At 61.9% G+C, this 12,250-nt stretch carries 13 protein-coding genes; 10 read left to right on the forward strand and 3 right to left on the reverse strand.

Annotated features, from left to right (window positions below; all coding sequences use genetic code 11):
* Positions 1–180 precede the first annotated feature (180 nt).
* On the reverse strand, positions 181–624 hold the full coding sequence (locus L0U79_RS11205) for a hypothetical protein (protein ID WP_233842361.1): 444 nt from the start codon (positions 622–624) through the stop codon (positions 181–183).
* A gap of 152 nt (positions 625–776) precedes the next feature.
* The gene (gene asd, locus L0U79_RS11210; RefSeq protein WP_233842362.1) at positions 777–1,622 is read right to left on the reverse strand and encodes an archaetidylserine decarboxylase; all 846 of its coding nucleotides are present in this window, start codon (positions 1,620–1,622) and stop codon (positions 777–779) included.
* 66 nt (positions 1,623–1,688) lie between these two features.
* Between asd and L0U79_RS11215 the strand changes: the two genes are divergently transcribed.
* From L0U79_RS11215 to L0U79_RS11260, 10 genes are all read left to right on the forward strand, one after another.
* Positions 1,689–2,015, forward strand: coding sequence for a cupin domain-containing protein (locus tag L0U79_RS11215; RefSeq protein WP_233842363.1), 327 nt, complete (start codon positions 1,689–1,691; stop codon positions 2,013–2,015).
* A 121-nt stretch (positions 2,016–2,136) separates the two neighbouring features.
* Positions 2,137–3,063 carry a 50S ribosomal protein L3 N(5)-glutamine methyltransferase gene (gene prmB, locus L0U79_RS11220; protein ID WP_233842364.1) on the forward strand — a complete coding sequence of 309 codons (927 nt, stop codon included), beginning with the start codon at positions 2,137–2,139 and terminating at the stop codon, positions 3,061–3,063.
* Positions 3,064–3,079: 16 nt separating this feature from the next.
* The gene (locus L0U79_RS11225; RefSeq protein ID WP_233842365.1) at positions 3,080–3,637 is read left to right on the forward strand and encodes a GNAT family protein; all 558 of its coding nucleotides are present in this window, start codon (positions 3,080–3,082) and stop codon (positions 3,635–3,637) included.
* Positions 3,638–3,722: 85 nt separating this feature from the next.
* Positions 3,723–4,811, forward strand: coding sequence for a chorismate synthase (gene aroC / locus L0U79_RS11230; RefSeq protein ID WP_233842366.1), 1,089 nt, complete (start codon positions 3,723–3,725; stop codon positions 4,809–4,811).
* 72 nt (positions 4,812–4,883) lie between these two features.
* Entirely contained in the window at positions 4,884–5,897 is a 1,014-nt protein-coding gene (locus L0U79_RS11235; protein WP_233842367.1) for a D-glycerate dehydrogenase, read from the forward strand.
* 120 nt (positions 5,898–6,017) lie between these two features.
* Complete coding sequence (locus tag L0U79_RS11240; RefSeq protein WP_233842368.1) at positions 6,018–7,046, forward strand: aspartate-semialdehyde dehydrogenase; 1,029 nt, start codon at positions 6,018–6,020, stop codon at positions 7,044–7,046.
* The gene (locus L0U79_RS11245; protein ID WP_233842369.1) at positions 7,046–7,324 is read left to right on the forward strand and encodes a hypothetical protein; all 279 of its coding nucleotides are present in this window, start codon (positions 7,046–7,048) and stop codon (positions 7,322–7,324) included. Before L0U79_RS11240 ends, L0U79_RS11245 begins: the two co-directional genes overlap by 1 nt.
* A 169-nt stretch (positions 7,325–7,493) precedes the next feature.
* Positions 7,494–9,770 (forward strand): FimV/HubP family polar landmark protein, encoded by a 2,277-nt coding sequence (locus L0U79_RS11250; RefSeq protein WP_233842370.1) that lies wholly within the window; start codon positions 7,494–7,496, stop codon positions 9,768–9,770.
* A gap of 126 nt (positions 9,771–9,896) precedes the next feature.
* The gene (gene truA / locus L0U79_RS11255) at positions 9,897–10,664 is read left to right on the forward strand and encodes a tRNA pseudouridine(38-40) synthase TruA (protein ID WP_233842371.1); all 768 of its coding nucleotides are present in this window, start codon (positions 9,897–9,899) and stop codon (positions 10,662–10,664) included.
* Positions 10,661–11,275, forward strand: coding sequence for a phosphoribosylanthranilate isomerase (locus L0U79_RS11260; RefSeq protein ID WP_233842372.1), 615 nt, complete (start codon positions 10,661–10,663; stop codon positions 11,273–11,275). Before truA ends, L0U79_RS11260 begins: the two co-directional genes overlap by 4 nt.
* Positions 11,276–11,281: 6 nt before the next feature.
* Here L0U79_RS11260 and L0U79_RS11265 read toward each other — a convergent pair whose 3' ends face one another.
* Positions 11,282–12,169, reverse strand: a complete 888-nt coding sequence (locus L0U79_RS11265) for a LysR family transcriptional regulator (protein WP_233842373.1) — start codon at positions 12,167–12,169, stop codon at positions 11,282–11,284.
* Between the last annotated feature and the right edge of the window lie 81 nt (positions 12,170–12,250).

Consider the following 12,250-nt stretch of genomic DNA (forward strand, 5'->3'; position numbering starts at 1 on the left):
GAGCAATCCGCTGTCGCCTCGTCAGTCACCCATGATTCCTATAGCGGCAGAGCGGGGCTGTGACGCCTCGCTACTCGTCGCTCGTCCCTTTGATCGTGACGCACCGCCGGAACCCAGGCGAATATTGCATTCGCCATGCCGGCCCTTCGATTTAGTGCGGAAAACCGCTTGGAAGGTCGCTTACGCGGCGGCTCCCGAACGCATCCATTGAGCCTTGGTGTCAGGCTGTTCGCTGCCGGTGGCGTCGCGCAGTTCGCGCAATACGCGCATCAACTGACGATGTTGCGGCTGCAGGCTGGGGTGAGGCGATTCTTTGGTTTCGTGGTAGGCGACGGCGAGCCAGAGCGCAATGCCGCGCAAGGAGACTTCCGGGTTATCCGATTGTGCACGGCTAAAACCGATCTCCGTGCCTTGGCCCCAGGGCATATAACGCTGCTCGGGGTTCGTGCTGTACAGGTGTGGAAATTCGCACCGGGATGCCTGCCCGATTTCGCGAAGCGTCATGATGCCCAGGCGCGCGCGGGTGCGCTTTGGCAGGGCCGAGATGCTCTGATCGATCTGGCGGAACTGGCGCTGCAGTTGCCAAGCGCGGTTCATCGCGATGAAGCGAGTGACGATCTGCATGTGACCCCTCGTTGGACACGCCGCACTTTGCGCGCGGATTGGGATCGGAGCTTATCGATCTCATCCGGCGCGATGCGCCGAGAACGTCACAAAATGACGACAAATGTCAAAGTGCTGCATATTGGGCGCGTCATCGACGCCCGATCCACGCACTAAGTGTGACGCAGTTCACCTAATCGTTGGCCGACCTTGATGCTCTGCTGTGATGTCAGCGCATCCAACTCGGCGACGCCTTCGGGCAACAGCACGATAACGGTGGAACCCATATTGAAGCGGGCCATCTCGCCGAAGCGTTCCAGCGTTACGTTCTGGCCCTCGAATGACTTGCGCCGGATGGACGATGCATACGGCGGAATCACCAGGCCGTCCCATACCGTGGCCACCGACGACACCAGGATCGCGCCCACCATCACCACGGCAAACGGTCCGTGCTCGCCGTCGAAGTGGCAGACCAATCGCTCGTTGCGCGCGAACAGTCGCGGAATGGCCTCCACGGCAAACGGCGCGACGCTGAAGATTCGACCGGGAATATGCACCGTCTCTTTCAACGTGCCGCGCAACGGCATATGCACGCGGTGGTAGTCGCGCGGCGAAAGATAGATGGTGACAAAGCGGCCACGTCGATACGGCGCGGCCGATTCATCGTCGCCGAGCAATTCCGCGGCGGTGTACTCCTGCCCTTTGGCCTGGAAAATGCGTCCATCGACAATGGGACCCGCCTGGCTGATGCGGCCATCGGCCGGCGATATCAGGGCGCTGGGAGCCGTATCGGCTTGGCGGGCATCGGGGCGCAGTTTGCGCGTAAAGAATGCATTGAAGTGGGGATAGGCGAAGGGATCGGGTTGCGCCGCTTCGGTCATATTGACCTGATAGCGTTTGACGATCAGACCGATCAGAAAATTTTTCCACGGCGCGAACGTCCACCGCGTTGCCCAATAGACAACGCGCGACAGGGCCCGATGGGGAAGGATGTATTGCAGGAATACCTTGAAAGTCATCCGGCAAGTATAAGGAATCGAGGCGATTCCTGACGATGGCAGCGAATGCCTCGAGGGAGGGCGATCATGCAACAGCGAATCACACCGGCCAATGCCTTGGCCGCACTCGACCAAGTCGGTAAAGCCGCACTGGGCATGTTCAAACACGGCACGCTGGAAGTGGAGATCTTTCAGCCGAGCGGTATCGATCGGCAGATGCCTCATCGCCGCGACGAACTCTGCATGGTGATTTCCGGGCGCGGCTATTTCGTCTGCGGCGATTCCCGGCAAGCTTTTGGTCCCGGCGAGCTGCTGTTCGTGCCGGCGGGCAGGCCGCATCACTTCGAAGATTTCTCCCACGATTTCAGCGCGTGGGTGATGTTCTACGGGCCGCCAGGGGGCGAGACGGCGTAAGGTGTGACCGGTCAGCGACCGGGATCGCAACCCGTTACGGGAGGCAGGGCCGATGAATGGGCATGAGTCCTTCGACACACAGTCGCTATACTTCACAACCCCCAAGTCGGACCGTGCCTACGTGACTGCTGAACTCGCCTCGATCATCGATTTCATTCGCTACGGCGCTAGCCGCTTTTCCGCTGCGGGCCTCACGTTTGGCCACAGTCACGACAACCCCATCGACGAAGCCACCCATCTGGTGCTGGCCAGCCTGCACCTGCCGCCGGATATCCCGCCGGCCTATGGCGCCGGCAAACTCACGGCGGAAGAGCGCACGCGCGTGCTGAATCTGATCGAGCGCCGCATCACCGAGCGTCTTCCCGTGGCTTATCTGGTCGGCGAAACCTGGTTTGCCGGCATGAAGTTCAAGAGCGACCGTCGCGCCTTGGTGCCGCGTTCGCCGATCGCCGAATTGATCGAGTCGGGCTTTACGCCGTGGCTGGACGGTCGCCATGTGGAGCGCGCGCTGGACCTTTGCACGGGCTCCGGTTGCATCGGCATCGCGATGGCCGAATACAACCCGCATTGGCAGGTGGATATCGTCGATATCAGCGACGATGCGTTGTCGCTCGCACGCGAGAACGTCGCCTTTCAGCATGTGGGCGAGCGGGTGGAAGTGCTCCATTCGGATCTGTTCGCAGGGCTGAAAGGACGCAAGTACGACCTGATCGTGTCCAATCCGCCGTACGTCACCGAAGACGAATACGCCGCGCTGCCTGGCGAATACACGCACGAGCCCAAGCTCGGCCTTACCTCGGGCGAAGACGGCCTCGATATCTGCCTGCGCATGCTGGACGAAGCTGCCGATTTCCTTAGCGAAGACGGTCTGCTGATCGTCGAAGTCGGCGAAAGCGAGCACGCCTTGATGGCGTTGCTGCCTGAAGTGCCCTTTGTGTGGATCGAGTTCAAAGTCGGGCAGATGGGCGTGTTTGCGGTGGAGCGGCGCGATCTGATCGAACACGCCGATGCCATTCACACAGCGGCGATGGCGCGCTTTCGCGGTTAATCCGTAGCGCCAGCGCATGGAGCTTTTCACGGCAAGGCTGCGCCTCACCGCATTGCGGGAAGAGGATGCGGATGCGTTGTTCGGTTACCGCTCCAATCCTGCGGTGGCGCGTTATCAGGGCTGGTGTCCTGTGACGCGTGCGGAGGCGCTGGCATTTATTCGAGCGCAACGCGAAGCATCGTCCGCGCAACGCGGGCGGTGGATGCAGCGCGCTATCCGCCTATCGGATAACGACGATCTGATCGGCGATATGGGTGTCCATATTCCCGTCGATCTCGATGCTTCGTACGAATTCGGTATATCGATCGCGCCTGCGTACCAAGGCCAAGGATATGCCCGCGAGGCATTAGAAGCGGTTTTCGCGTTCGTGTTCCAGACATGGCGTGCGCATCGCATGCATGCGTCCATCGATCCAAGAAACATCGCAAGCGCCGCGTTGCTTCGCTCGCTAGGCATGCGGCAAGAAGCGCATTTTCTAGAAAGCTTGAAGCTTCGGGGCGAGTGGGTGGACGACGCGATCTATGCGCTGTTGGCGCGGGAATGGCTGTCCGCACGATCTGATCGTTCGTCATGAGACGGGCGTGAGGCCTTCAAGCATGGCAAGATGAGGATCTGGCCCGCGTCTGCAGGCCATTCCTTTTGCCACTTCGGTCCCCCTCGTGTCCAGCAATTCCACCGGCAAGCTGTTTACCGTCACCACCTTCGGCGAAAGCCATGGCCCCGCCATCGGCTGCGTGATCGACGGCTGCCCGCCCGGATTGCACATTTCTGCCGAAGAATTCCGCACCGATCTTGAGCGCCGTGCAACCGGACGCAGTCGCCACACCTCGCAACGTCACGAAGCGGACGACGTGGAAATTCTCTCGGGCGTTTACGAAGGTCGCACTACGGGTACGCCGATCGCGCTGCTGATTCGCAATACCGATCAGCGCAGCAAGGACTACGGCGATATCGCTCAGACGTTTCGCCCGGGCCATGCCGACTACACCTATTGGCAAAAGTACGGCATTCGCGACCCGCGTGGTGGCGGACGTTCTTCCGCGCGCGAAACCACCATGCGCGTGGCTGCGGCGGTGGTCGCGAAGAAGTGGCTGGCCGAGCGCTACGGCGTGCGCATTCGCGGTTATCTTGCGCAAATCGGCGATGTCGTTCCCGAAGGTTTCGATTGGGATGCCGTCGAGCAAAATCCTTTTTTCTGGCCGCATGAAGCGCAGGTGCCGGCGCTGGAAAAATACATGGACGCGCTGCGCAAATCCGGTGACTCGGTCGGTGCGCGCGTGAACGTGGAAGCCGAAGGTGTGCCCCCGGGCTGGGGCGAGCCGATCTACGGCAAGCTCGATGGCGACCTCGCCGCCGCGCTGATGTCGATCAACGCCGTCAAGGGCGTGGAAATCGGTGACGGCTTCGACGTCGTTCCTCAGCGAGGCAGTCAGCATCGCGATGAAATGCAAATGGACGGCTTTACGTCCAATCACGCTGGTGGCATTCTGGGTGGCATCAGTACGGGGCAGGTGGTACGTGCCTCGATGGCGCTCAAGCCCACATCGAGCATTCTGATTCCCGGCCACAGCGTGAACCTGTCCGGCGAGGCGGTCGACGTGGTCACCAAGGGGCGTCACGATCCCTGCGTCGGCATTCGTGCCACGCCTATCGCGGAGGCAATGATGGCTTTGGTGTTGATGGATCATGCCTTGCGCCACCGCGCGCAGTGCGGCGACGTAGGCGACATAAAACCGCGCATCCCTTAATGGAGTAAGGGCCTGTCGTCCGCTGCAACGAGCACAACGACAGGAAATACGCATCCACGGTATTCGGTCGGCATGAGCAAGTCACAAAGCATCTGGGTTTCGCGCCCACTTTTCCCGGAAGTACTGGCGAGCCTCGCCCAGTATGTGGACGTGCATGTGGAAACCAGCGAGCACAAGCACACGCCGGAGGAGTTGCGCGAAAAGCTGGCAGAAGTCGATGGGGCCATTATCGGCTTGAGCGATCGCATCGACGACAAGGTGATTGCGGGCAATCGGCGCTTACGCGCGATCGCCAATTTGGCGGTTGGCTACAACAATCTGGATCTTCCAGCGCTGACGAAGGCCGGTATTCTCGCCACCAATACGCCGGACGTCCTCAACGAAACCACCGCCGACTACGCGTGGGCGTTGCTGTTGGCTGCCGCGCGACGCGTCAGCAGCGCCGAACGTTGGCTGCGTGCCGGGGAATGGCGCGGCGGTATGCGTTTCGACGATTGGCTGGGCGTGGATGTTCACGGCAAAACGCTGGGCATTCTCGGTATGGGGCGCATCGGGCAAGCGATCGCACGTCGCGCCTACGGTTTCGGGATGCCGGTGCTCTATCACAATCGCTCGCGCCTACCTGAAGCGATCGAGCGCGAATGCCGCGCCGAATGGGTCGAGAAAACAGCGCTGCTCAAGCGCGCCGATCATCTGATACTGGTGCTGCCTTACAACGCGCAAAATCATCATGCGATCGGCGCGCCAGAACTTGCGCTAATGAAGCCGACGGCCGTGCTGGTGAATATCGCCCGCGGCGGGATCGTCGACGACGCAGCGCTTGCGGTGGCGTTGCGCGAAGGTCGAGTGGCCGCGGCCGGGCTCGACGTCTTCGAGGGCGAGCCTGCCGTCAATCCGGCCCTTCGCGAACTGAACAACGCCGTGCTAAGCCCGCATATCGCCAGCGCCAGCGCCGATACGCGCCGCGCGATGGCGCAGCTGGCCGCCGATAATTTGCTGGCCGCGCTGGGTTACGGACCCAGCGCGGGACATCCGCCATCCCTGCTTAATCCTGAAGCGCGAGCAAGGCATGATGTCGAAACGTGATACGTCTCACGCTGGCAAGGTTGTGCCGTGTTGTTCGCGTGCCGTGCAGGCTAGATTCCCCAGTCGGGGTCTCGGCGCCGCCATGGCGACCTACTAAACCCCAAGACAAGTGATCTGAAGATGAGCAAGAAGAGTAGTTACAAGGTAGCCATGGTGGGCGCGACTGGCGCCGTGGGCGAGACCCTGCTGAGCATTCTGGCGCAGCGCGATTTCCCGATCAGCGAGCTGGTGCCGCTGGCGAGCGAGCGTTCGGCTGGCAGCAAAGTGGAGTTCGCTGGCAAACAGGTCACCGTGCAGAACCTGGATAACTACGACTTCAATGGCGTGGACATCGCCTTCTTTTCCGCCGGCGGTTCGGTGAGTCGCGCGCATGCGCCGCGCGCTGCCGCCGCTGGCGCCGTGGTCATCGACAACACGTCCGAGTTCCGCTACCAGGACGATATCCCGCTGGTCGTGAGCGAAGTGAATCCGCACGCCATCGCGCAATACACCGTGCGCGGCATCATCGCCAATCCGAATTGCTCCACCATGCAGATGCTGGTGGCGCTGGCGCCGATTCATCGCGCGGTGGGCATTGAACGCATCAACGTGGCGACGTATCAGTCGGTATCCGGCGCGGGTCGTTCGGGCATGGAAGAGCTGGGTAAGCAGACGGCAGCTTTGCTCAACTTCCAGGATGTGGAAAAGTCCAAGTTTCCCAAGCAGATCGCGTTCAACGTGATTCCGCATATCGACGAATTCCAGGCGAACGGCTACACCAAAGAAGAAATGAAGATGGTGTGGGAAACGCGCAAGATCCTGGAAGACGAATCCATCCAGGTGAATCCCACCGCCGTGCGCGTGCCGGTGTTCTACGGTCACGCCGAAGCCGTGCATATCGAAACGCGCGACAAGATCACCGCCGATCAAGCGCGCTCGCTGCTGGAAAGCGCCGATGGCGTGGTGGTGCAGGACGAGCGCAAGCCAGGCGGCTATCCCACGCCAGTGGGCGATGCGGCCGGACAGGACCCGGTGTTCGTCGGGCGCATTCGCGAAGACATTTCGCACGATCGCGGGCTTGATCTGTGGATCGTGGCCGACAACATCCGCAAGGGCGCGGCGCTCAACGCCGTGCAAATCGCGGAACTGCTCATTGAGGATTATCTGTAATGCATCGCTTCGGTCTGGTTTTGGTGGGTTGCCTGTTGAGTTCGGTATCGTGGGCGCAGTCGTCGTCCGATTCGACCAAAGCGGTCGTCAACGTGAATCGACGTGTCGTCCAGCACCAGGCCGAAGTGCAGCGTTTGCAGAAGAATGTCACCCAGCAGGAAACCGCCAGCCAACAGGCGGCGGAACGACTGCAACAACAGGACCGTACCATCGCCGAGCTGCGCCAACAGCTCAAGGCGACCCAGGATGCAAGCAAGCCCTCTGCGACCGGGCATTGATGGCCGTCACGCCGGACGAAGAAAATCGTCGCCGGAAGGGTCTGGCGGATAAATATGGTATTGTTGATTGACGTTTATCTAACTAAAGTGACGCCTTCCAAGAGGAAGTCGCCGCAACCTGCGGTGGCTTTTCGGTAAAGCGTCCGGGGTGTCTCGGGGGAGCCAAGCGATGAATCGTTCGTTGAAGCTGTCGATACTGTTGGCGCTCGCCTTGGGCAGCAGCCAGGCGGCAGCCGTGGAACTGGGCCAAGCGCACGTCAAATCGGCGTTGGGTCAGCCGCTGCTGGTGGAAATTCCGGTCACGCAGGCCACCCCCGCCGAACTTGACAGCCTCAGCGCTCAATTGGCGTCGAACGAGGCTTTCGCCAAAGCAGGCAGCGAGCGTCCCTCGGTCCCTTTGCAATTCAACGTCGTGGACGTCGGTGGCCATCGCCTGATTCGCGTCACCAGCAGCTCGGCGGTGGACGACCCTTACCTCGATCTGCTGGTCGAAGTGAACACCAACGCGGGCAGCACGGTGCGCGAATTCGCGATCCTGCTCGATCCGGCCAGCAAGGTTGCGCAGACTGCGCCGGCGAGCAGCGCGCCAACGCATCGCGCGCCTGCCGCCAGCGCCTCCGCGCCGGCATCGAATGAAACAGCCGCTGCCGCGCCGCGCCATGCCGCGTCTCATGGCGGCGCCAGCCAGGTCAAGAACGGTCAGTTCGGTCCGGTCGAAAAAGGCACGTCGCTGTCGCATATCGCGACCGAAGTCGCGCCGTCCGGCGTCGACACGAATCAAATGATGTTGGCCTTGAAGGCCGCCAATCCGGATGCCTTCTATCGCGACAACATCAATGCTTTGAAGGCGGGCGCCATTCTGCGCGTGCCCTCGCGCGACGATGCGATGGCGACCGCGGCCGAAGCGGCAGCCGCTACCGTCCGTCAGCAAAACAGCGACTGGCGTAACGGCGCAGTCAGCACACCGGTCGCTGTGGCGGCGGGTGGCACACGCGAAAATGCATCGGTCGCCCCCACTGCAAATAGCAAGGCAGATCGACTGGCGCTGGTGCCGCCGGGCAGCGAAGGCGCCGCAGCGACCGGAAAAGGCGGCAACGACGCCAAGGTTCGCCAGGAATTGCAGCGCAGTCAGGAAACGCTCGCATCGTTGCAGCAACAGAGCACCGACCTGAAGTCGCGCCTGAAAGATCTGGAAGACCTCAATAACAAGAATCAGCATTTGCTGTCGCTCAAAGACGACGAAATCGCCGATTTGCAGAAAAAGCTCGCCGAAGCCCGCAAGTCCGCTGGCGCGCCGGCCGCAACGAATGCGCCTGTAGCGGCCGCGCAGAACAAAGCCGCTGCCCCCGCTCCGGCGCCTGTAGCGCCTGCATCCACGCATGCCGCAGCACCCGCGCCCGCTGTTGCGGCTGCATCGACGGCAGCGAACAAGCCGGCCACGTCGCCAGCGAATGCTTCCACCGCGGCTCACGTCGCAGCGACCACGCCGCTGAAGCCTGCCGCCAAGCCGGTAGTTGCGCCGCCTCATCACGCGGCGCCTGCTGCGGAGGAGCCCTGGTACACGCAAACCTGGGCGATGGCCGCAGGTGGCGGTGTGCTGGTGTTGCTGCTGCTCGGTTTGCTTTCACGCCGCGGCAAGTCCGGCGGCGCCAAGCCGGCGAAGATTGCTCCGACCGGAGGTTCGCTTGCGGATCGCTTCGGCACTGTCGATGGCGAAGACAGCCACGACCACACGGGCGTCGATCTGGATCAGGACGAATTGCTCGATCAGCTCGCCGAACAGCCGGACGACATCGCGCTGCATCTCGAATTGGTCAGCTTGTACTACACGCGTCGCGACGTCGAGCATTTCGAAGCGGCTGCCGAAGCGATGCATGCGCATATCTCCGATCCCGACCAACCGGAGTGGCAGGACGTGATGCACATGGGCGCAGACTTGGCCCCCGGCCATCCGCTCTTCGCGCATGGCGTTGGTGAGGCGGCGCACGACGATCATGCCCCGCTCCATCATTTCGATCTGGATAGCTACGCCAGCGATCGCGCGGCTGCGGACGCGGAGCCCATTGCTCCGGTCAAGAGCCCGTCGCCGCAGCCGTCCAAAGTGAGCGAATACCACTTCGATTTCGATCTGACGCCGCATCACAGCGAGCCGGCCAATCGCACGGCCGCGCCCGCAGTGAAAGAAGAAACCGACGAAGAACCGGTTTCGACCTGGAATTTCGAAGAGCCGACCGAGACGCCGCACACCGATCACGTCGAACACGCCGACCACGACGCATTCGGCGAACTCCACGACGATCCGATCGACACCAAGCTTGATCTCGCACGCGCCTACCTCGACATGGGCGACCCGGACGGTGCTCGCGCCATGTTGGAAGAAGTTCTGCACGAAGGCACCCAGATGCAGAAGGATGTGGCGAAGACGCTCATGGAAAAGATCCGCTGAGTGTTGTCGCCTTCCAGTGATATCCATCGGGCCGGCTATGCCGGCCCGATGCGTTTTAGCGCTCGACGCGAGGCGACGCGAAGGCACCTGTTACTCTTGTCGCCTCACTGGATTTCCCGATTACCCATGCGCATCGCCTTAGGCATCGAATACGACGGCACCGACTTTCTCGGCTGGCAACGGCTGAGCCACGGCGCCAGCGTGCAAGCGAGCCTGGAGCAAGCGCTTTCGTTCGTCGCCGCGCAGCCGACGACCGTGACCTGCGCCGGTCGCACCGACGCAGGCGTTCATGGCCGTTGCCAGGTTGTGCATTTCGACACCGACGCGCAGCGCGATATGCGTGCGTGGGTGCTGGGCGCATGTTCGAATTTGCCGACGACCGTAGCGGTGTTGTGGGCGCAGCACGTATCCGACGATTTTCATGCGCGCTTCTCGGCGCGAAGCCGTCGCTATTGCTACACCATTCTCAACCGCGCGATTCGTCCCGCGCTGGATGCACGTTATGTCGCATGGGAACGCCAGCCTCTCGACGCCCAACGTATGCATGCCGCCGCGCAAGCGTTGACCGGCGAACACGATTTCTCCGCGTTTCGCGCTATTTCCTGTCAGGCGGCGCACGCGCGTCGCGAAGTGAAACAATTGAGTGTTCGACGCGAAGGCGATCACGTGATCGTCGATATCGAAGCGAATGCATTTTTGCATCACATGGTGCGTAATATCGTCGGTTCGCTGCTGCCAGTCGGTCGCGGCGAAGAGTCGGTGGAATGGGTGGCGTCGTTGTTAGCTGGACGCAATCGCGAAGTCGCCGGGCCCACCGCCGCAGCATCGGGCCTGACGTTTATCGGTCCACGCTACGAACGACATTGGGGCTTACCGGAGGAGGTCAGCGAATGACCCGCATTAAAAGCTGTGGCATGACGCGCGTGGAAGACGCTTTGCTGGCGGCGGAATTCGGCGCGGACGCCATCGGCGTCGTGTTGACCGCGCGCAGCAAACGGAAGGTTTCGCTGTCGCAAGCGCGCGCCATCATTGAAGCGATGCCTCCTTTCGTCACTACGGTTGCGCTTTGCATGGACGACGAAGCGAACTTCGTGCAAGAGATCATCGATACCGTTCGTCCTTCGATGCTTCAGTTCCACGGCGACGAAAGCGACGAATGGTGCGCGCAGTTCGGTCAGCCTTATCTGAAAGCTATCGCGATGGGCGAGGGCGCCGCGGCGCTTTATCAGCTGCGCGATCATCCGCACGCCGCAGGCTTGCTGCTCGATGGCCACGGTCTGGGCGAGGCGGGCGGCAGCGGCAAGTCGTTCGATTGGTCGCTGATGCCGCGCGATCTGAAACAGCCGTTGATACTTGCCGGCGGACTCACGCCCGACAATGTGGCCACCGCCATTCGCGCCGCACAACCGTGGGCCGTGGATGTGGCGAGTGGCATCGAATCCGCGCCGGGCATCAAGGATCCGATCAAGTTGCGCGCGTTTATCGAAGCGGTTCGCAACGCATAAGTACGATTAAGTCTGAGAGAGCGCGTCGCGCATCCAGGTAGCTAACGCGTCGATGCGTTGGTCATGTCGGCGCTGTGGTACGGCCAGAATCCATCGCGCATGGGTTTGCTCGAAACCCCACGGCGCGAGCAGGCGGCCTGCATCGATGTCTTCCTGCACCAATTGCGCCGGCGCAATCGCAACGCCAAGTCCGGCGACAGCGGCTTCCAGCAGATAAAACAGACGCGCGAAACCTTGCCCGTGACGTAAGGTTTCGGCAGGCACGCCTGCGGCGTCCGCCCAGGCCTGCCATGCCTGCGGGCGCGAACTTGTATGCAGCAATGCTTCGTCGCTCAGCGCGGTCGCACCGCGTTCCAGCAAGCGTGGGAGGCCGGCATAGCGAGGACTGACGACGGGACCGATACGCTCCGGCGCGAGTTCATAGATCTGCCAACCAGACGGCCACGGCGGTGTCGCAACGGCCAGCGCGGCATCAGGCTCGGCGTGTTGAGGGGCAAGAGGATTTTCTTCGGGCGATAGATGCAATCGCAGCATCGGCAGATCGCGCTCGAGTCGCTCGAGGCGAGGTATCACCCAACGCGCAAGCAAACTGCTCGCGCAGCTGAGCACAAACGGCGCGTCCTGACGATGACGCCGCAGCTCCGCCCAGCCATCGCGCAGCTGATCGAACGCACCGGCGACGCGATCGCGCAGTTGCTCGCCTGTGACAGTGAGTGCGACGCCGCGACCGAAGCGGGCGAACAGGGGTTGCCCCAGCGCGTCTTCCAGCACGCGCAGTTGCCGACTGATGGCGCCATGGGTGACGTGCAGCTCCTCCGCCGCGCGGCTCACGCTGCCCAGGCGGGCGGTGGCCTCGAAGGCGCGCAGGGCGTTGAGTGAGGGCAGGTCGCGCATCTATGGCGTGAGTTTTTCTAACATGTTGAGGCCATGATATCGCTTTTTTGATCGGGCCAATCGCAGTATTTTTAACGTTCC

Source organism: Dyella sp. 2HG41-7 (genome assembly GCF_021390675.1).
In the GTDB taxonomy this organism is placed as follows: Bacteria; Pseudomonadota; Gammaproteobacteria; order Xanthomonadales; family Rhodanobacteraceae; genus Dyella_B.

Bases quoted from the DNA above. Each gene is read 5' to 3' on its own strand.
- asd (WP_233842362.1), bottom strand. From the start codon at position 1,622: ATGACTTTCAAGGTATTCCTGCAATACATCCTTCCCCATCGGGCCCTG.
- L0U79_RS11215 (WP_233842363.1), top strand. From the start codon at position 1,689: ATGCAACAGCGAATCACACCGGCCAATGCCTTGGCCGCACTCGACCAA.
- L0U79_RS11265 (WP_233842373.1), bottom strand. From the start codon at position 12,169: ATGCGCGACCTGCCCTCACTCAACGCCCTGCGCGCCTTCGAGGCCACC.
- truA (WP_233842371.1), top strand. From the start codon at position 9,897: ATGCGCATCGCCTTAGGCATCGAATACGACGGCACCGACTTTCTCGGC.
- L0U79_RS11260 (WP_233842372.1), top strand. From the start codon at position 10,661: ATGACCCGCATTAAAAGCTGTGGCATGACGCGCGTGGAAGACGCTTTG.
- L0U79_RS11225 (WP_233842365.1), top strand. From the start codon at position 3,080: ATGGAGCTTTTCACGGCAAGGCTGCGCCTCACCGCATTGCGGGAAGAG.
- L0U79_RS11235 (WP_233842367.1), top strand. From the start codon at position 4,884: ATGAGCAAGTCACAAAGCATCTGGGTTTCGCGCCCACTTTTCCCGGAA.
- L0U79_RS11240 (WP_233842368.1), top strand. From the start codon at position 6,018: ATGAGCAAGAAGAGTAGTTACAAGGTAGCCATGGTGGGCGCGACTGGC.
- L0U79_RS11250 (WP_233842370.1), top strand. From the start codon at position 7,494: ATGAATCGTTCGTTGAAGCTGTCGATACTGTTGGCGCTCGCCTTGGGC.
- L0U79_RS11205 (WP_233842361.1), bottom strand. From the start codon at position 624: ATGCAGATCGTCACTCGCTTCATCGCGATGAACCGCGCTTGGCAACTG.
- L0U79_RS11245 (WP_233842369.1), top strand. From the start codon at position 7,046: ATGCATCGCTTCGGTCTGGTTTTGGTGGGTTGCCTGTTGAGTTCGGTA.